Origin of the sequence: Antribacter gilvus (assembly GCF_003946865.1) — a bacterium.
Taxonomy (GTDB): domain Bacteria; phylum Actinomycetota; class Actinomycetes; order Actinomycetales; family Cellulomonadaceae; genus Antribacter; species Antribacter gilvus.
Map to the genome: position 1 here is coordinate 38,864 of NZ_QXTH01000005.1, position 18,688 is coordinate 57,551.

The following is an 18,688-nucleotide window of genomic DNA, read 5'->3' on the forward strand; positions in this document are numbered from 1 at the left end:
CCTAGGTCTGCGAGGTATTGAACCCTAGTGCTTCTAGGTATGGCAAGAGGCGCTCCTCGTGCGCGCACGGCGGCGGTACCCTGACGCGGTGACGGAACCTCGGGGGCGCCACGCGAAGGCGCCGGACCACGACGATGCGGATGGTGAACGGCGCGACGTGCGTGGCGTAGCGGCACGAACGTTCCTCGTCTCCGGTCGCGTGCTCCCGGTGCTCGCGGTGGCCGCCGTGGTCTGGGCACGGTCCACCGAGGACTCGTGGCGCCGGGCGACGCTCGACGAGGCGGGCTACACCACCGCTTGGGCCCCGAACGTCGCGATGCTCTTGATCGCCCTGACGATCGCGGTGCTGCCGTACCTCGTGCTGCCGATGGCGTCGTCAGGACTGGCCGAGCGGGACGGTGACACCCTGACCGTCCCGACGGTTCTCGGCCGGCGGAGTGTCGCCCTCGTCGGCGCGCAGACCTGGCGCGCCCGGATGCCGGGGGAGGTCGTGGGGCTTCAGGTGGTGGTGGTCACGGGATCGACCGGCTGGGTGATCCTCATGGCGTCGGAAGCCTGGCTCGACCCGGGCCAGACGCCGCTCGGGGACGTCGGCGAGGGCGACCAGAACTCCGGGCGGAACGTGACGTTCCGGGGCTGGGCGCTCATGCTTGCCTGGGTGCTGCTGATCTTCGTCGGGTTCGGGATCGGCGGCTCGGTCGCGGGGACCTTCTGACGGAGGTCAGCCCAGGGGCAGGCCGCGATCGCCGCCTCAGCCACGGCGGCTCTCATTCTCGTCGTTCGCGAGCGAGGCTGTATGAATGAGGACCCGAACGAACTCGGATCTCACGAGCCGTCAGGTGGCCCCTGAACCAGGAGCATGCGAGCCCGGCGATTGTCATGAGACGTCGGGCTGCGCGAGATCCACCCCGCAGTGCAGGCACCGGAACCAGTGCACGAGAAGGTCCCCGTCGGGATCCACGATCACCTGTGCATCGGCTGGCAGCCCGAGCGCGTGGCGGACCTGCTGCTCAAGTTCCGGCATCGCCCGAAGCGCAGCGGTGTCGAGCCGACCTCGGTAGGCCGCGGCATCGTTGCAGTGCGACAGCCAGGACAGGTCCTGCCAGGACGAGTACGACGGTGTGCGGTGGCAGATCTCATCGACCACGTCGTCCGGCACGACCAGGTAGCCGGGAGGTGGGTCGGGCCACTCGTCGTCGTCATAAAAGTTGTACCAGGGATGATGCCCGACGGCGTCGTTGAAGGTCGTGCCGAAGCGCGCGGCGGATGAGCCGTCCGCGATGCACCACGGGCACAGGTCGCCTACCTCGTTCACGCCGTACACCGGCAGGGCGTAGCGGTGCGTCCGCTCCTCACCACACGAGCAACAGATGATCTCGTCGGCGATGATCGACCCGGTAGCGACCGGGTCGGGGTGGTAGCGGAACATCGGTAGGTCGTCACGCGACCGCGCGTGCCCTGGCGCTCCGCCGCGATGCGTCGCCGTCACGCGTCCGCGCGTGCCCTGGCGATCAGCCGCGCGAACGCGCTCTCCGCGCCTCCGAAGAGCGAACCACCCTCGCGCACGGCCTGCTGCCACGCGTCGAGCACGTCGTGGCGGTCCATGGCCATGACCGCCTCCCACGGATCGTCCTCCTCGACGGGAACGCCGCCCCTGCCCCATCGCGCCGCCTCGTACAAGAGCGGGATCGCCGCGATGCCGCGCTCCGTCGCCGAGTAGGTGACCTTGCGGGCATCCGTCTCGCTCGGGGTGCGCACAATGACTCCGCTGCGCTCGAGCCGGGCGAGGCGGTCGGCGAGCACGCTCGGACCGATGCGCTCCTCGGACCGGAGGAACTCTCCGAAGGTGTGCTTGCCGAGTGTGAGCAGGTCGCGCATGATCAGCAGCGACCAGCTGTCGCCGAAGGTCTCGACGGTGAAGTTGGTGGGGCAGGTCGACCGCCCTTCAGCTCGCTTCATGTGTCGAGTCTACGGCATTGACTTTGATCATCGTAGTGACCTACGCTTCGATCATCGAAGTGAAACAGGTGCCGCGGCAGCGGCCCGCAGCGGAGGAGCCACGATGAACGACACGACCCAGCACGAGACGCACGATCTCGTCGTGAGCCGCGACATCCCCGCCCCCATCGAGGCGGCCTGGAAGTCGTGGACCGAATCCGACCGCGTGCTTCGCTGGTGGGGCCCGAACGGCTTCACCTGCACGGTCGCCGCGCTCGACGTGCGCGTCGGCGGCACGTCCCTCGTGTGCATGAGCGCCCCCGACTGGGGGTTCCCGGCGCTGTACAGCACCTGGGCGTACACGCTCGTCGACGCACCGCACCGCCTCGAGTTCATCCACAACATCGCCGACGAGCACGGCGCCACGATCGACCCCGCGACCATCGGGGCCGCGGACATCCCGCGCGACGTGCGGCACGTCATCACGTTCGAGTCGATCGGCGACGACGCGACTCGACTCACCGTCACCGAGCTCGGCTACAGCGACCCCGAGCAGCTCGCGCTCTCGAAGAAGGGCCTCGAGGAGTCCCTCGACAAGCTCGTCGCGATCTACGTGTGAGCACAGCCGCCCCGGACGTCCCCGCATCCCCGAGGCCGCACGCACCGCGCTGCCTTCAGCCATGGGGCCACGCCGTGATCGCCGCCTCGATCTCCGCAACGGTCCCCGCCGGGACGCCGGGCACGAGGTCGAACGGCGCCTCGCCCTTCTTCGGGGCGCGACGCCAGGTACCGACCACCTGACCGTCCACCAGGACGGCAGGCCGGAAGATGCCGTTGATGAACGGGACCACGGTCCGCATGGCCTCCGGCGACGCGACGAGGCTGCGGTCCTGATAACCGAGCACGATCTCGTCGAACCCGGGCACGAGCACCACTCCTGCGGGCCGCTCGAGAGACGCCGCCTCGTGTCCCACGGCGAGCATCGCCCTGCCGTCGACGACGACCGGGGCGAGCGGGGCGTCGTCGGGCAGCGAGGCGACCGCCGCGCGGACCGGGGTCTTGGGCAGGCCGAGCCACCAGGCGAGGTCGTCCACGGTGGCCGGGCCGCGGCTCGCGAAGTACGCGAGCGCGATGCGGCGGAGCAGCGCGGCGGGCTCCTGCGGCGAATGCGGGACCGGAGACGCGACGAGGAGCTGCTGCGCCCCGGCGAACGGGCCCCAGTGCAGGAGCCCGCGCAACGCCAGGGTGGCGATCAGGTGGTAGCCACGCTGGCCCTCGATCGGGACGCCGGCCTGCTGCCAGAGGTCGATCAGGGTGGCGCGGGTGACGGCACTGTCGGACAGCGCCTCGCGGGCGACCGCCTCCGCTCGCGCGACGACCGCGTCGTCGATGCCCTCCCGGGTACGGACGAGCGTGCCTGCCTTGGTCATGCGCTCGCCCGTGAGCGAGACCAGCGCCGCGAGGTCGTGCGGTGTGGTCGCGAAGAGGGTGCCGCGCTGGGTCCAGCCGCGCACCAGATCGCCGGCGTCGAAGGCGGCGCGCACGTCCTCCAGCGTGGTCCCGGGGCGGGACCGGACCGCGATCGCCCGCAGCACCGCCGGGAGGTCCTGCCCTTGGAGGGCGACCATGCGCCGGACGACCTCGACCGGCGTGGGACCGTCGCCGTCGGGCCCCCGGGTGAGCAGTCCTTGGGAGCGCAGGCGGAGGCGGCGGGCGGCGTCGGCCGTGAGCAGGGCGGGTTCGAGGGTCACCTCCCGAACGCTATCCGGGAGGGCTGACACTCTCGCGGTCAGCGCAGATCAGCGCGCGGCAGCGGGTTAGAGCACCGGCGACGTCGGCTCGACCAGGCAGAACACGTGGCCCACCGGATCGGCGTAGACGCGGAACCGGTCGGCGGGGTGCCCCTCCTCCTCGGGCGTGCCGGTCATCGGCGTGGCCCCGCGGGCGACGGCGTGCTCGTGGCCGGCGGCGAGGTCGTCGACGGCAAGGTCGAGGTGGATCCGTGCGTCCCGACGCCACGGGGTCACGGGGGCGTCGGAGCGCTGGAAGACGATCCGGGGGCCGCCGTGCGGCGCCTCCAGCCGGAGCCAGTCCTCACGCTCCGGGTCGTCCACCTCATGGCCCGCCTCGTACTCCCAGCCGAGCAGTGGCCGGTAGAACTCCGCGAGGGCGCGCGGGTCCGGGCAGTCGAGAACCACTTCGTAGAGCCGCAGAGATGCCATACCGGGCATCGTATCGGCGGCGTCCTCAGCTCGCGGCGGTGCCCGACGGCGTCCCGGCGGTCACCTCGGCGGAGGGCGCCCCCGCCGTCCGCAGCCCGCCCCGCTCCCACAACCCGGCGAAGTGGCTGATCGGCCCGTTGCCGCCGCCCACCTGGAGTGCGGCGCCGTGCGCGATCGACTCGTGCAGCCAGCGCTTCGCCTCCGCGACGGCCACGGCCCAGTCGCCGGTGGACGCCCGGAGCGTCGCGACGGCCGACGAGAACGAGCACCCCGTCCCGTGCGTGCTCGTCGTCTCGATCCGGGTCCCGGGGAACTCGAGCGTGGACCCGGAGGCGGCGTCGACCAGCGCGTCCGGCGCGTGGGGGCCCGCGAGGTGCCCACCCTTGGCGAGGACCCGTACGCCGAACCGCTCCGAGACGGCGCGCGCCTGGTCGAGCGCCTCGGCCCAGCCCTCGGCCACGGGCGCGCCCACGAGGACCGCGAGCTCGGGCAGGTTCGGGGTGATCAGGTGCGCGCGGGGGAGGAGGCCGCAGAGTGCGGACTCCGCGTCAGCGTCGAGCAGCCGGTCGCCGCTCGTGGCGATCATGACGGGGTCGAGGACCACGACGGGTGGCCGCACCCGCCCCAGCCACTCACCGACCGCGGCGACGATCTCCGCGTTCCCGAGCATGCCGATCTTGACGGCGTCGATGGTGACGTCGTCGCTCACGGCGTCGAGCTGCTGGGTGAGGAACGCGACCGGCGGCACGTGCACCTGCCGCACCCCGCGGGTGTTCTGCGCCACCAGGGCCGTGACCACCGCCATGCCGTAGCCGCCTACCGCGGCGATGCTCTTCAGGTCGGCCTGGATCCCGGCGCCACCCGTCGGGTCGGTGCCGGCGATGCTGAGGACGCGCGGCGGCGTCGGGACGGTGGTCATCGGGCGTCACCGTAGGCGACCCGGTCCGCCGCTGTCGAGGCACCGCCACCCGGGCGCCCTGAGACCGCCTCGACAGCCCCCGGCGCACCGGCGAGACTGCAGCCGTGCAGATCCATCCCCACCTGGTGCCTCGGCTCGCGCCGCTCCTGGCCATCGACCCGGTCGACGCCGACACCCCCGCCGCCCGCGCGCTGATCGACGCGTACTACGCGTCGCTCGCCGCGCCCTGGGATCCGCCCGCGGTCGATGTCGCCGACGACGCGGTACCCGGCCCGCACGGCGACGTACCGGTCCGCGTCTACCGGCCGCGCGACGCCGTCGGCCCCCTGCCCGGGCTCGTGTGGCTGCACGGCGGAGCCTGGGTGCACGGCGGGCTCGACATGCCTGAGGCGCACGTGGTCGCCGCGGAGCTCGCGGTGGCAGCGAACGCCGTCGTCGTCTCCGTGGACTACCACCTGGCCGGCCCGACCGTGCGCTACCCCGTCCCGGTCGACGACACCGTCGCCGTCTGGGAGCACGTCACCGCCGGGCGGGTGGCCGGGCTCGACCCCTCCCGCGTCGCCCTCGGCGGCGCGAGCGCGGGCGGCAACATCGCCCTCGGCGCCGCGCTGCGGCTGCGCGACGGCGTCGGCGCCGCCCCCGCCGGCCTGGTGCTCGCCTACCCCGTGGCGCACGTCCCGATCCCCGCGCCCGACGACGACCTCGGCGAGCTCCTCCGGCAGGTGCCAGCGGTGCTCCGCTTCACCCCCGCGCGGTCGTTCCAGGCGCTCGCGACCTACCTGGGCCGGATCGACGACATCCCCCTCGAGGTCTCGCCCGGCCACGCCCGGCTCGCGGGCCTGCCGCCGACCTGGCTGGGGCTGAGCGAGGTCGACACGCTGCGGCCCTCGGGCGACCTGCTCGCGGTCCAGCTGGAGGCGGCAGGCGTGCCGGTCCGGGTGCACGTCGCGGAGGGGATGCTGCACGGGCACCTCAACCAGGTGCCGCGCCCCGCGCTGCCCGGGATCCGGGCCACGCTCGACTTCCTGGCCGAGGGGCTGGCCGCTGCCTTCTGAGACAGGTTGCCAGAGGCTCCCCGGCGAACAGGCCGGGGAGCCTCTGACAGCTCAGGGGTCGCTGATCGATCAGGTGGTCGAGCAGCTCGCCGGGGGTGTGGTGTTGTTGCCGTTCTTGTAGACGGTGATGCCGAAGCTGTTGCCGCTACCGTTCGGCGTCGCTGTCAGGGTGCCGGAGGTGCCGCTGACGGACGCGTTCCAGCTGTTCTGCAGGGTCTGGCCGCCCTGCAGGCCGATGGAGACGCGCCAGCTGCTGGTGCCGCTGACCGAGTAGGTCACGTTGAACCGGTCGGAGTACTCCGTGCCGCGGGTGACGCTCACCGTGCAGCCGGAACCGCCTCCTCCTCCGCCGCTCGACGAGGAGCAGGTTGCCGGGGGTGTGGTGTTGTTGCCGTTCTTGTAGACGGTGATGCCGAAGCTGTTGCCGCTACCGTTCGGCGTCGCTGTCAGGGTGCCGGAGGTGCCGCTGACGGACGCGTTCCAGCTGTTCTGCAGGGTCTGGCCGCCCTGCAGGCCGATGGAGACGCGCCAGCTGCTGGTGCCGCTGACCGCGTACGTCACGTTGAACCGGTCCGAGTACTCCGTGCCGCGGGTGACGCTGACGGTGCAGGTGCCGTCGCCGCCGGGTGGGGGCGTGGTGGGTGGGGGTGTGGTGCCGCCGCCGCCTCCGCCGCCGGTGGTGCCGAGGGTGACGTTGGAGTTGCCGGAGGACTGGTATCCCTCGGTGGCCATGATCTGGTAGTAGTGGCTGCTGCCGAGGTTCATGCCCTTGCTGGCCCAGGCGTTGACGTGGTTCTGGAAGGTGATGGTGCCGCTGGTGCGCTTGGCGGTGCGGACGGACCAGTACTGGTAGAAGGTCGCGGTGCCGTCGATGGAGGGCTGGTTGACGCGCTGGGTGCGGTAGATGTCGTAGGTGCCGCCGTCGCTGTTGACGGTGCCCATGTGGGTTCCGGTGGGGCGGTAGGTGCCCCAGGAGTCCACGACGTAGTACTCGATGAGGGAGTTGCGGGTCCACCCGTAGAGGGTGAGGTAGGCGTTGCCGGAGGGGTTGAACGTGGCGGAGTAGTTGACGACGCGGCTGTTGGTGCCGGTCTGCCAGCCCTTGCCGGCGACGAAGTTGCCGGTGTTGGACCAGCGGGTGGAGTAGTTGCCTCCGGAGCCGAGGTCCATGGTGACGGTGCCCTGGGAGTCGGTCCAGAACGAGTAGAAGTACCCGTCGTGGGTCCCCTCACCGTTCGTCGTGATCGCCGCCGCAGGCGACGCTGCCACGAGGCCGCTGACCATCAGGGCGAGGGTTGCCCCGATGGCGGCGAGGATGCTTGCTGCCCGACGCCGCGGGGATGGACCTGGTCGGTTGGTAAACGATTTCTGAGTCGTAAACGATTTCGACATCTGGCACTCCTTCGTGCTGCTGGACTTCTGTCGGGATGGTGGTGCATGTCGTCGGGGCTCGGGCGGCAGTGCGCGAGATGACCGGATCTCCATGCGAGGCCGGGGCTGGGAAGTCCCGACGCCGGCGGCGTGTGCAGCCAGTGTGCTGCTGGCGAAACGCGCGGTCAAGACATCGGGAGGGGTTAGTTCAAGACTTAAACGATTCATGGCCGGGCGAGCTCCGGCGCGTCCGGCACGCCGCCCCGCGGTGGTGGCGGAGGGGTGCGTGGCGCCGGAGCCGACCGCCGGGGGGACGGCAGGCTCCGGCGCCACGCTGGTCACGGCTGACGTGTCCGGCCGACCAGGGGGATCGGACCGGCCGGTCAACCCTGGCCGGTCGGTGGCCGCCTGCAGGCGGCGACCCGGGTCGGGCGGTCGGGGTCGACGACTGCGGCGGCCGACCGTCTCGATGCCAGGCGATGGCTCGATGATACGAGTTGGACGAGCGTCCAGTTCGGCGTCTTTCCGCCGGTCGCAGGCGGTTGTGAAGGCCCTTGGGCGTGCTGGTGTTGCGCACGTCACAGCAAGACTTCACCCGGTCGCTGTCAGCCTCACACCGCCTCGGCGACGTCACGCACCCAGCGCGCGCCCTCGTCGTCGGGCCGGAAGCCGACGCTCCGCAGGTATGCGACCTGGCTCCGACCCACCTGCGGCACGACGACGCGGCGGAAACCCTTCGCCGTGAAGATCCCGCTGCGCCGGTGCACGAACTCGCCCGGTGTGAAGTCCCGGAACCGCTGCGTCACCCAGTCCAGCTCCACGACCCCGACGCCGTCGCCCGCGTCGCGCACCTCGACGACGCCGACCGTCTCGTCGCCACGCTGCACCAGGAATGCCGAGCGGCTCTCGCCCGGTGCGGGCTCCGCCACGAACCCCGGCGCGAACCGCTCGATGTCTGCCGCGTGGGTGTGCAGGACGTGCAGGAGGTACGCGTCGTCGGGCGCGACCTCGACCACCTCGTAGACCCCGGCGTCGTGACGCTCCCGGTTCAGCCGCACCAACCAGTAGACGTTGATCACCGCGATCGCCGCGTTCATGGCGGCGAACGGCCAGATGCCGATGATCGCGTTGTACGCGGTGGCGATGACGGAGCCCGTCAGGTTGAGCCAGCGGAAGCGCAGCACGCGCGCCTGCGTGAGGGACAGCACGACGAGGGCTGAACCCACCCAGCCGGCGATCTCGAGCCAGGGGAACATGAGACCGACCCTAGGCGACGAGTCGGCCGGGCGAGCGCCGACGGGTGTCGGTGCTCGCCCGGCCGCGCGGGACGGGATCAGCCGTGGATCAGCTCAGGGCCGGCGTGGTCCACGTCCGCCACTCCGACAGGTTGCCGGACTTGGAGGAGGCGACCTGGAAGGCGCCGGTCGAGCCGCTGCCGTTCAGGAGGAACTTCTGCAGGTTGGCCGTGAGCGGGCCGCGCCACTCGGACCGGGTTGCGCAGTGCGTTCCGTCGGACACCGCGGAGATGTACGTGATGTTCGACTGCACGCCGAGGGCCGTGTAGATCTCGCGTCCGGCGAGCGCCGACACGTGGCCCGAACGGGCGCCCAGCCAGTTCACGCTCGGGTTCTCCATGATGTAGAGCCCGCGAGGAGCGACCATGCCGATCACCGAGTGCATGTCCACGGGCAGGCCGGACGTGTTGTTCTGGTAGGACGAGAACGCGTCACCGAGCCACGGCTGCTCGCCGTAGGCGCTGCCGGGCGACTGGGCGCCCGACTCCGTGGCGAGGCCGCGCATGATCGGCACGCCGCCGGCGCCCGACTCGATGGGCATCGTCAGGTCGATCCGCTGGTCGAACGCACCAGCGGCGAACGCTCCCTTGCCGTAGCGGGAGCAGCCGGTGACGCCGAACGAGTCGGTCCGCAGGATGCTGCCGCCGGAGGCTTCGACCACGTCGATGATCCGGCTGACGCCCCAGGACCACGCCGTGAGGATGCCCGTGCTGCTGGTGGCGCCGTAGATCGAGTAGAACGCGCCCTGCTTGTTGTTCCGGGCGGTGCCCTCCCGCCCGAGGGCGATCGGGTCGAGGTTGATCACGGCGACGCCGGCGTTCTTGATCGTCGTGGTGTCGGCCCCGAAGCCGCCCAGGACGATCACGGCGGGGTACGGGGCGCTGCCAGTGCTCGGCAGCTCGACGCCGGCCGAGAAGCTGGAGCTCCGGCCGTTGTGCGAGACGTTCACGGTGATCCCGGTCCTGCTGACCGTCCCTGTGACGCTCGCCGGCTTGCCGGGCTTGTCACCGTAGATCGTGTTCTCGGCGAGCTCCTTGATCTCGGCGCGACGGCAGGTCCAGTCGGACTTCGCCGTGATCCGCGTGCCGTTCAGCCGCAGGAACGGGTCGGGCAGGCGGGTGTTCGACCCGGGGGCCGTGCCGGACACCGTGCAGTGCGACCCGTCGAACTCGCCGCCCGAGGGCGGGGGCGGGGGAGGGGGCGTCGTCGGCGTGGGCGTGGGGGTGGGGGTGGGGGTGGGCGGGGGAGGCGGCGGGAGGGTGGGGGTCGGCGTCGGCGTGGGGTTCCCGCCGACGGCGCCGGTGCACGCGACCCCGTTGAGCGTGAAGCCGGTCGGTGTCGACGAGGCGCCGTTGCCGATGAACCCGAAGGTGGCGGTCCCGCCGGTGGCGAGAGAGCCGTTCCAGCTCACGTTCCTCGCCGAGACCTGGCTCCCGCTCTGCGTCACCTGCGCGTTCCAGGCCTGGGAGATGGTCTGCCCGCTGGTGAACTGCCAGCCGAGGGTCCAGGAGGAGATGGGGTCGCCCAGGTTCTTGATGCTCACGTCGCCCTGGTAGCCGCCCTGCCAGGAGTTCACGACGCGGTACGTGACCTCACAACCGGTGGCCGCGGCGGCGGTGGGGGCGATCACGGTGGCCGCCGCCGTGGCGGTCGTGACCAGGGAGACGACGGCGGCGAGGGCCGCCCAGCGTGTTCGACGTCGGGTGCGCATGAAGGATCTCCTTCGATCGGGACGTGTGCGGTCACCCTAGGGACGGGACACCTGCCGAGACAGAACCTAAAACGTTTAATATGCAACGTTTTATAGACCTAGAGAACCGGCCTTCAGCGCTCAGAGGGCGGTAGCGCCGTCGAGCGACTCGCGAAGGAGGTCGGCGTGGCCGGCGTGGCGGGAGTACTCCTCGACCAGGTGGACCAGGATCCACCGGAGGCTCACCGTCGAGCCGTGCCGCTCCCGGACCGACGTCGCGTCGAGCCCGTCGCCGGTCGCGAGCGCCGCCGCCAGGTCGCGGTCGGACTGCTCCACGGCGGCGACGAACAGGTCGTCGGTCTCCTGCGGCGTGAGGCTGCGGGCGTGGTGCCAGTCCCAGTCCGTGTCGTCGGACCAGGGGGCCGACGCCCAGGGCTCGGCGGCGGCCCTGCCGAGGAGGATCTCGCCGAACCAGAACTGCTCCACCCACGCGAGGTGCGTCAGCATGCCGCCGAGCGTCATGACCGACGGCGCGAGCGGCGTGCTCAGCTGCTCGGCGGTGAGGCCCTCGCACTGGCGGCGCAGGGTCCCGCGGTAGTGGTCCACGAACGAGCGGAGCATCGTGAGCTCGTCGGCGACGTAGGGCGGATCGGTCCTGGCGATCGTGGTCATGCGGGACACGGTAGGCGATCATGGTCCGGGCCTCGTCGGCCTTTGTCCGCTGGAACCGTGACCCGTCCCCTGGAGGACCGATGACCGACCCGACAGAACGGCAGCGCGAGGTGTGGGACGCCGTGGCCGGGAGCTACGACGGGCAGATGGGCCTGCTCGAGCGCGTCGCGTTCGCGGGCGGGCGCGAGTGGCTCGGGTCCCGGGCCCGGGGCCGGGTCCTCGAGGTGGCGATCGGCACCGGCCGCAACCTGCCGTTCTACCCGCAGGACACGGCGGTGACGGGGATCGACCTCAGCCCGGCGATGCTCCAGGTGGCGCGGCGCCGGGCGGAGGACCTGGGCCGGGCGGCGGACCTGCGGGTGTCCGACGCCGAGGCGCTGCCCTTCCCGGACGCGGCCTTCGACACGGTGGTCTGTGCGCTGTCGTTGTGCAGCATCCCGCGGCCGGACGTCGCCGTCGGGGAGATGGCGCGCGTGCTCGTGCCGGGCGGGCGGCTGCTGCTCCTGGACCACGTGGGCAGCGACCGGCGGTGGTTCCTGGCGGCGCAGCGGTGGTTCGAGCGGTTCACGATCCGGACGGCGGGGGAGCACTTCACGCGTCGCCAGCTGCCGCTCGTGGAGGCGGCCGGGCTCCAGGTCGTGGAGTCGGAGCGGCTCAAGCTGGGCACCGTCGAGCGGGTCCACGCGTTGAAGCCGGCGTGAGGCGGCGCGCACGCGTCGTCGTGTCAGTCATCCTCGCTACGGTGAGGCCGTACCTGCGACGAAGGAGCACCACGTGCCCACCTCTGCCTCACCCCACCCGCTTCCGCCGCCGATCGAGCCCACGAGGGCGATGGGCGTGATCAGGGGCCTCTCCCGGAAGATCGGGCGGGAGCTGCTCGAGAAGGCTCTGCTGGCGTACTACCTGGCCATCGACCCGCAGACGCCGCAGGGGGTGCGGCTGAAGCTGCTCGGCGCGCTCGCCTACCTCGGGCTGCCCATCGACGTGATCCCGGACGCGCTGCCGGGCGGCTTCGTCGACGACGCGGCGGTGCTGGTGTGGGCGCTGATGGCAGTCATCACCCACCTGCGCGTGCGCCACCTGCGGCGGGCCCGGGCGATGATGCAGAAGCTGGGGGTCCGGGCGGCCGAGGTGGACCCCCTCCTGCCCGACGACGCTCCGCTGAACGAGGGCTTCATGGGGCGGAAGGCGCCGGAGTCCGGTCGGTGACCGGGCGCTGACCGGGCACGCGCCCGGCCACGACGGCGACGAGCACCTGCGTCCCGGCGATCGCGGCCAGGAGGGTGAGGGCCGCCGACCATGTGCCCGTGCGCTCGACGAGGTGCCCGGCGACGACGGGTCCCACGGCGGCGGCCAGGTAGCCCACGGACTGCGCCATGCCGGAGAGCCGCGTGGTCTCCGCCTGCGAACGCCCGCGCAGGCTGAGGAGAGACAGGGCCACGACGAGGGACGCGCCCGACCCGAGGCCTGCGAGCGTGACCCAGACGAGCACCGGCCCTGGGGCGAGGAGGAGTCCCAGGGCTGCGGCGAGCATGGGGATGCTCGCGACCACACCGGCCACCACCTGGTTCCGGCCGCGCATGATGAGCGGGACCAGCAGTCCCGAGACGATGCTGACCACCTGGTAGAGGAGCATGTGGAGGCCGGCGGCCCGGTCGTCGACGCCCACGGACGCCTCGACCGACGGCAGCCACGTGACCATGAAGTAGAACGTGGTGGACTGCAGGCCCATGAACGCGGTGAGCCACCAGGCCATGGGGCGGCGCCAGACGGTCGGCCCCGAGTCGGCGGCGACGGCGGTGGGCGGCGGCCCGGCGGCGAGGGTGCGGGGGAGCCACGCCGCGGCGACCACCACGGCGAGGACCGCCCACACCGCCAGGGCGGGGCGCCAGCCGGCCTGGTCGGCGATCGGCACGGACACGGCGCTCGCGACGCCCGCCGCGCCGGCGAGGAACGCGGAGTACACGCCGGTGGCGCGGGACACGTTGGCGGCGTAGTCGCGCTTGACGATCGCGGGCACGAGCACGTTGCCCACGGCGATGGCGCAGCCGATCACGGCGGTGCCGATCCAGAGGCCGGCCGGCCCGGTGTACGAGCGGGCGAGCGTGGCGGCCGCCAGCACGACGAGCGCCCCCAGCACGGCACGCTCCGCGCCGACCCGGGCGGAGAGCTTGTGCACGAGCGGGGACATGACCGCGAAGGCGAGGAGCGGCAGCGCCCCCAGGAGACCCATCGCGCCCTCGCCGAGCCCTTCGTCGGCGCCGATCCGCGGGAGCACGGGACCCACCGCGGTGATCGCCGGCCTCAGGCACAGGGTGACGAGGAAGACGGTCGCGGCCAGGAGCGCGGCTCGGCGCACCACGGCCGGGGGCGGAACGGTCACGGGAGGTCCTCTCGCAGGTGGTGGGCGGGCGCCGCCCGCGCTCACCCTTCCAAGCTGTTGCCCGGGGCGAGCGCCGTGTCAATATACGGCGGCTCGCCAGGGCCGCGGGACCACCACCCGCGTCGCCCGCGAGGTCGACCGTCGGGCGGGAGGCGACCTACGTGGGGTTCGCGCGGTCCTGGCGCCAGGCGCGCACGCCGGCCACGACGGAGGCGGCGACGACGGCCAGCGCGACGCCGTACGCGACCGGCCGGACGGCGGGGTCGGTCGCTGCGAGGTAGCCCACGACGGTGATCAGCACGCCCCAGGTCAGCGCCCCGAAGACGTTCGCCGTGAGGAAGCGGAGGTACGCCATGCCGGCGACCCCGGCGACTGGTGGGACGAAGACCCGCGCCCAGGGCACGTACCGGCCGATGACGACGGACCACCAGCCGAAGAGCGTGTAGAACCGCTCGGTGCGGGCCACGGCGCCCTGCACCCAGCGGCCACCCCGTCGCGCGAGGTAGGGACGTCCGTACCGGCGGCCGAGGACGAACCCCACCTGGTCTCCGGCCACGGCGGCCAGGCCCACGCCGATCGTCAGCACCCAGATGTTGACGGAGTCCGTGCTCCCCGCCACGAGCCCGGCGCCGAAGAGGAGGGAGTCGCCCGTCAGGAACGGGACCACCACGCCGACGAACAGCGCGGTCCCGGCGAACACGAGCCCCCAGACGATCAGGTAGAACGCGACCGGGCCCACGACGTCGAGCCAGCCCGCGACGTCGTCGCGCACGGCGAGCGGGACGAGGACCGGCGGGAGGGTGGTCATGCAGGCCATCTTCCCAGGCTCGAGGTCCTGGACCCGCGACCTCGTGTGCCGCCCCGTGTGCGTGGCAGGATCCAGGCGTGCGCAACGTCAGCAGGGCTGTGCAGTCGAAGATCTACTCGGAGGGCGTGTACGGCCGCAGGCCCGTCGTCCCCACCTCGGGGGACCGGCTCGAGCAGGCGGCCCGGCGGGTCATGACACCGCAGGGCTGGTCCTACGTCGCGGGCGGCGCAGGGATGCAGCGCACGGTCGAGGCCAACACTGCGGCATTCCGGAAGTATCCGGTCGTACCCCGCCAGCTCGTGGACGTCGGAGAGCGTTCGTTGACGACGACGCTCCTCGGGCGAGAGCTCCCGGCGCCGGTCGTCTTCGGCCCGGTAGGGGCGCTCGAGCTCGCGGTCCAGCACCGCCGCGGGCGCCGCGGCGGTCCCGACGCTGCCGAGCCGGCGCTGGCGCGCGCGGCCCGGGACCTCGGCCTCCCCGTCGTGATCTCGTCGCAGGCCTCCACACCGATGGAGGCCACGGCGGCAGCGCTCGGCGACAGCCCCCGATGGTTCCAGCTCTACTGGTCCTCCTCGGACGACCTGGTGGACTCGTTCGTCGCTCGGGCCGAGGCCTGCGGCGCGGAGGCGCTCGTCGTCACGACCGACACGCACCTCCTCGGCTGGCGAACCCGCGACCTGGACCTCGGGTACCTTCCGTTCGCGCGGGCAGAGGGGATGGCGCAGTACCTGACCGACCCGGTCTTCCTGGCGATGGTGGAGCGCCGGTGCTCGACCCCGCAGCAGGGCCGGGCCGTCACGGGGTCGGGCCGGCGGCCCACCCTGGCGGCTTTGAGTGCGCTCGCCTCCATGGCCCGCCACCACCCCGGACCGACGTGGAAGAACCTGCGGTCGCCTCTGCCGCGCGCCGCCGTCGAGACGTTCCTCGACGTGTTCTCCCGTTCCACCCTGACCTGGGCCGACCTCGAGAGGCTGAGTGAGCGCACCCGTCTCCCCATCCTCGTCAAGGGAGTCCAGCACCCCGACGACGCACGTGCCGCGCTCGACCACGGTGCGACCGGCGTCATCGTGTCCAATCACGGAGGGCGCCAGCTGGACAACGCCGTCGCCTCCCTCGACACGCTGCCCGCGATCGTCGCAGCCATCGCGGGCAGGGGTCCCGTCCTCTTCGACTCCGGCATCCGCACCGGTGCCGACGTCTTCACCGCCCTGGCCCTCGGCGCCGACGCGGTGCTCCTCGGTCGGCCCTGGGTCTACGGGCTGGCGCTCGCCGGTGCGGACGGTGTCCGTGCCGTCACCGAGCACGTGCTCGCCGAGCTCGACATCACGATGGCGCTCGCAGGGGTCCGTAACAGCCGCGAGATCGGGCGGCACAACCTGGCAGGGTGAGATCGCTACCCAGCGTTCACCTGCAGGCGGCATGCTTGCGCGCATGAGCGAATCGACGTCCACCTCGGCGACGGAGCCGAGTCCCCTTCCCCTGACGGGGCTACAGCTGCAGGAGGGCAGGGCCGTGCCGCGGCGGCGGACAGCGGCCTGGGTGCTGTGGGACTGGGCGACCCAGCCGCTGAACACGGTGCTCATCACCTTCGTGTTCGTGGCGTCCTACCTGACGTCCGACGCGTTCCTCGCCCCGGAGGTCGCCGCGCTCGGTCAGGGCGACCCGACGTACGACCGCGCACTCGCCGGGCTGGCCAGCAACTACGGGTACGCGACCGCGCTGGCCGGCATCGTCGTCGCACTGCTCGCCCCCGTGCTGGGCCAGCGTGCGGACGTCAACGGCACCCGCAAGGCGTGGCTGGCGGGGACCACCGCTCTGCTCGCGCTGTCGCAGTTCGCGCTGTTCTTCGTCGAGGCGGACCCGAGGTACTTCTGGTACGGCGCCATCATGATCGGCCTGATGCAGGTCATCCAGGAGATCGCGGGCGTCAACTACAACGCGATGATCGTGCAGGTAGCAACGCCGAAGACCGTCGGCAAGGTCTCAGGACTCGGCTGGGCGATGGGCTACCTCGGCGGGATCGTCGCCCTCCTGCTCGTCGTGGTGGTGACCTCGTTCGAGTGGTTCGGCATGGACACCAGCAACGGGTTCGCGTTCCGGGTGATCGCTGTGGGCTGCGGGATCTGGACGGTCGTGTTCGCGTGGCCCATCTTCGTCCACGTCCCGGCCGTGCCCCCCAGAGCAGGCGCCGAGCGTGTCGGCTTCTTCCGCGGCTACGTCGTGCTCGCTCGCGACGTCAAGGAGCTGTGGCGGCACGCACGCCCCACCCTGTGGTTCCTCGTCGCGAGCGCCGTCTACCGCGACGGGCTCACCGGAGTGTTCCAGTTCGGGGCCGTCATCGCCGTGCAGTCGTTCGGGTTCTCCGACTCGGGCAAGAACAACTTCGGCCTCGTGGCCCTTCTGGTCGCCGGCCTCGCGTCCTTCGGCGCCGGATGGTTCGACGACCGTTTCGGCAGCAAGCGAGTCATCAGCGTCTCGCTCGTCGGCCTCCTCGTGGCAGGCACGGTCGTCCTGGTGTTCCACCCGCTCGGCGCAGTCGTCTTCTGGGTCGCAGGCCTCTTCCTGTGCCTCTTCGTGGGTCCCGCGCAGGCCGCCTCACGCTCCTTCCTGAGCAGGGTCACGCCGGCGGGCCGCGAGTCCGAGGTCTTCGGCCTCTACGCCACGACCGGCCGCGCCGCGTCGTTCCTGACCCCGCTCCTGTGGGCCATCGTCATCGATCTCACCGGTGCGACGATCTGGGGCACGGTCGCGATCCTCGCCGTCGTCCTCCTCGGCTACATCCTGCTCCGGCTGGTGAAGGAGCAGCCTCAGGCCGTCGGGACCCAGTAGCGGCGCTTGCGCGCCCCCTCGTGCGTGACCACCGACTCCAGCTCGCCCCCGCACCGCTCGATCACCCGTGCCGAGGCGACGTTGTCGTCGTCGCACGTCACGAGGGCGCGCTCGACCCGGAGCGCCGCGAGCACCGCCAGGCCCGCACGCAGCAGCGCCGTCCCGTGACCGCGGCCCCGGAACGCCGGGCGCACCCCGTACCCGACGTGCCCGCCGACGACGGCCAGCCTCTCCGTCAGCGCGAACCGCACCGACAGGCGCCCCACCAGCTCGCCGTCGGCCTCCGCCACGAGGAACGCGTGCGGCACCCGCGGGAGCTCGGCGCCACGGCGCTCGCGGGCGAGGTCCGCCACGTGCTCGGCCCAGGTCTCGTCGTCGTCCAGGAAGAGGAACGGCCAGCCGTCGAGCTCGGCGTGCGCCGTGCGGGCGGCGTCCTCGTCGGCGAGGGTGAGCTCGCGCAGGACCAGGCCGCCGGCGCGCTCCTGCGCCTCCCGCAGCCCGGGGACCGGGTGCTCGAGGGCGGCGAGCCGGTCGAGCCAGCGGCGGGCGGTCGCGCCGTCGAACGGGGCCCTTCCGTCGCGGACCTGCTCCAGGAGCGTGTCGGCGTCGTGCCGCACCTGGGCGACCACCTCGGGCGGGTACCCGTACCGGACCTGGTGCTCGGCGAACTCGTCCTCGTCGTCGATGAAGGCGGGCAGGGTGGTCTTCGCGATGACGTCGAGGTCCAGGTCGGGCATGGTGACCTCGTGCGCCGTCCCCTCGGGGCCGGACCCGGTGGCCGACCAGCGGGGCGTCCCCGTGAGGTCCACGTAGATGCGGGTACCGGTGGGGTGCCAGGCGTTGAACGTTGCGGTCCAGCCCGCCTCCGGGAACACGGCGACGCTGTCCCACACGCCCGTGAACGCCGCCCCCGGGCGCGACGAGCGGGTCCCGGCCGGCTGCCCGAGCCAGACACCGTGCTCGTCCCTGCCGAGGTAGACGGCGTCGCTCTCCCAGTGCGGGGAACCGTCCCACTTCGTGTAGCGGACGTGGACCGGGGAGCCGGGGCGGGAGGGCGTCGACATGTCCTGGACGATATCGGTCCTGCTCAGCACGTCCGGCCACGGCTCAGCGGCTCGGCTCGGCTCAGCCGGCCCGCATCGCGTCGATCTCGTCGCGGCGGAGCAGGACCAGGCGGTCCAGGACGCCGTCGGGCAAGGGGTGGTCCGGCGTGAAGCGGACCGTGCCCTTGGCCAGAGACCAGCCCTCCAGGTCCGGTGCGACGACCTCGACGGCCTGCGGGCTGAACGGGTACAGGCCGATGTGGTGGGCCGTCACCCGGGCGGAGACCAGCGGGCTGCCGCGGTAGCGCAGCGCGGCCATGCCGTAGCTCATGCCCTCCTCGGCCTCCGGGACGAGCTCGACGGCCCGGGCGCGGACGCGCTCCACGGCGTCGCGCTCCGCGCCGTCGAGCGTCGCGATGTAGTCGCTGAAGTCACCCATGAGGCCATCGTGCTCCGCGCGGCC

20 protein-coding genes are annotated in these 18,688 nt (G+C 72.2%); 7 read left to right on the forward strand and 13 right to left on the reverse strand.

Features of this window, described 5'->3' with window-relative positions; all coding sequences use genetic code 11:
• The first annotated feature begins 88 nt into the window (after window positions 1–88).
• Window positions 89–715 (forward strand): hypothetical protein, encoded by a 627-nt coding sequence (locus D1350_RS09865; RefSeq protein ID WP_125775839.1) that lies wholly within the window; start codon window positions 89–91, stop codon window positions 713–715.
• Window positions 716–877: 162 nt separating this feature from the next.
• Here D1350_RS09865 and D1350_RS09870 read toward each other — a convergent pair whose 3' ends face one another.
• The gene (locus tag D1350_RS09870; protein WP_164545113.1) at window positions 878–1,429 is read right to left on the reverse strand and encodes a CbrC family protein; all 552 of its coding nucleotides are present in this window, start codon (window positions 1,427–1,429) and stop codon (window positions 878–880) included.
• Between the two features lie 56 nt (window positions 1,430–1,485).
• Window positions 1,486–1,959 carry a winged helix-turn-helix transcriptional regulator gene (locus D1350_RS09875; protein ID WP_125775841.1) on the reverse strand — a complete coding sequence of 158 codons (474 nt, stop codon included), beginning with the start codon at window positions 1,957–1,959 and terminating at the stop codon, window positions 1,486–1,488.
• A 103-nt stretch (window positions 1,960–2,062) separates the two neighbouring features.
• Between D1350_RS09875 and D1350_RS09880 the strand changes: the two genes are divergently transcribed.
• Complete coding sequence (locus tag D1350_RS09880; protein ID WP_164545114.1) at window positions 2,063–2,557, forward strand: SRPBCC family protein; 495 nt, start codon at window positions 2,063–2,065, stop codon at window positions 2,555–2,557.
• Window positions 2,558–2,612: 55 nt separating this feature from the next.
• Here D1350_RS09880 and D1350_RS09885 read toward each other — a convergent pair whose 3' ends face one another.
• The 3 genes from D1350_RS09885 to thiD form a co-directional block, all read right to left on the reverse strand.
• Entirely contained in the window at window positions 2,613–3,689 is a 1,077-nt protein-coding gene (locus D1350_RS09885) for a winged helix DNA-binding domain-containing protein (RefSeq protein ID WP_125775843.1), read from the reverse strand.
• Between the two features lie 66 nt (window positions 3,690–3,755).
• Window positions 3,756–4,160 carry a VOC family protein gene (locus D1350_RS09890; protein WP_125775844.1) on the reverse strand — a complete coding sequence of 135 codons (405 nt, stop codon included), beginning with the start codon at window positions 4,158–4,160 and terminating at the stop codon, window positions 3,756–3,758.
• A gap of 25 nt (window positions 4,161–4,185) precedes the next feature.
• The gene (thiD, locus tag D1350_RS09895; RefSeq protein WP_125775845.1) at window positions 4,186–5,079 is read right to left on the reverse strand and encodes a bifunctional hydroxymethylpyrimidine kinase/phosphomethylpyrimidine kinase; all 894 of its coding nucleotides are present in this window, start codon (window positions 5,077–5,079) and stop codon (window positions 4,186–4,188) included.
• Window positions 5,080–5,183: 104 nt separating this feature from the next.
• Here thiD and D1350_RS09900 point away from each other — a divergent pair, with 104 nt between their 5' ends.
• Window positions 5,184–6,134 carry an alpha/beta hydrolase gene (locus D1350_RS09900; RefSeq protein ID WP_125775846.1) on the forward strand — a complete coding sequence of 317 codons (951 nt, stop codon included), beginning with the start codon at window positions 5,184–5,186 and terminating at the stop codon, window positions 6,132–6,134.
• Window positions 6,135–6,203: 69 nt separating this feature from the next.
• Here the strand turns inward: D1350_RS09900 and D1350_RS24740 are convergent, their stop codons facing one another.
• From D1350_RS24740 to D1350_RS09920, 4 genes are all read right to left on the reverse strand, one after another.
• Complete coding sequence (locus D1350_RS24740) at window positions 6,204–7,418, reverse strand: glycoside hydrolase family 11 protein (RefSeq protein ID WP_276313726.1); 1,215 nt, start codon at window positions 7,416–7,418, stop codon at window positions 6,204–6,206.
• A gap of 698 nt (window positions 7,419–8,116) precedes the next feature.
• On the reverse strand, window positions 8,117–8,761 hold the full coding sequence (locus D1350_RS09910) for a hypothetical protein (protein ID WP_125775848.1): 645 nt from the start codon (window positions 8,759–8,761) through the stop codon (window positions 8,117–8,119).
• Window positions 8,762–8,849: 88 nt separating this feature from the next.
• On the reverse strand, window positions 8,850–10,511 hold the full coding sequence (locus D1350_RS09915; protein WP_125775849.1) for a cellulose-binding domain-containing protein: 1,662 nt from the start codon (window positions 10,509–10,511) through the stop codon (window positions 8,850–8,852).
• A 120-nt stretch (window positions 10,512–10,631) separates the two neighbouring features.
• Window positions 10,632–11,162, reverse strand: a complete 531-nt coding sequence (locus D1350_RS09920; RefSeq protein ID WP_125775850.1) for a DinB family protein — start codon at window positions 11,160–11,162, stop codon at window positions 10,632–10,634.
• A gap of 80 nt (window positions 11,163–11,242) precedes the next feature.
• Between D1350_RS09920 and D1350_RS09925 the strand changes: the two genes are divergently transcribed.
• A complete protein-coding gene (locus tag D1350_RS09925; RefSeq protein WP_125775851.1) occupies window positions 11,243–11,863 on the forward strand; it encodes a class I SAM-dependent methyltransferase in 621 nt (206 codons plus the stop codon).
• A gap of 73 nt (window positions 11,864–11,936) precedes the next feature.
• On the forward strand, window positions 11,937–12,371 hold the full coding sequence (locus D1350_RS09930) for a YkvA family protein (protein WP_206074491.1): 435 nt from the start codon (window positions 11,937–11,939) through the stop codon (window positions 12,369–12,371).
• On the opposite strand, the gene D1350_RS09935 is transcribed toward D1350_RS09930, so the two are convergent.
• A complete protein-coding gene (locus D1350_RS09935) occupies window positions 12,337–13,545 on the reverse strand; it encodes an MFS transporter (RefSeq protein WP_206074492.1) in 1,209 nt (402 codons plus the stop codon). The genes D1350_RS09930 and D1350_RS09935 overlap by 35 nt on opposite strands.
• Before the next feature lie 157 nt (window positions 13,546–13,702).
• Window positions 13,703–14,353 (reverse strand): DedA family protein, encoded by a 651-nt coding sequence (locus D1350_RS09940; protein WP_240644018.1) that lies wholly within the window; start codon window positions 14,351–14,353, stop codon window positions 13,703–13,705.
• A 77-nt stretch (window positions 14,354–14,430) separates the two neighbouring features.
• Between D1350_RS09940 and D1350_RS09945 the strand changes: the two genes are divergently transcribed.
• Window positions 14,431–15,741 carry an alpha-hydroxy-acid oxidizing protein gene (locus D1350_RS09945; protein WP_125775852.1) on the forward strand — a complete coding sequence of 437 codons (1,311 nt, stop codon included), beginning with the start codon at window positions 14,431–14,433 and terminating at the stop codon, window positions 15,739–15,741.
• 43 nt (window positions 15,742–15,784) lie between these two features.
• Window positions 15,785–17,182: an MFS transporter gene (locus D1350_RS09950; protein WP_125775853.1), complete on the forward strand. Its 1,398-nt coding sequence runs from the start codon at window positions 15,785–15,787 to the stop codon at window positions 17,180–17,182.
• On the opposite strand, the gene D1350_RS24425 is transcribed toward D1350_RS09950, so the two are convergent.
• Together D1350_RS24425 and D1350_RS09960 are read right to left on the reverse strand one after the other, a co-directional pair.
• Window positions 17,161–18,246: a GNAT family N-acetyltransferase gene (locus D1350_RS24425; protein WP_240644019.1), complete on the reverse strand. Its 1,086-nt coding sequence runs from the start codon at window positions 18,244–18,246 to the stop codon at window positions 17,161–17,163. The genes D1350_RS09950 and D1350_RS24425 overlap by 22 nt on opposite strands.
• Before the next feature lie 61 nt (window positions 18,247–18,307).
• Complete coding sequence (locus D1350_RS09960; RefSeq protein WP_125775854.1) at window positions 18,308–18,664, reverse strand: iron chaperone; 357 nt, start codon at window positions 18,662–18,664, stop codon at window positions 18,308–18,310.
• Window positions 18,665–18,688: the final 24 nt, after the last annotated feature.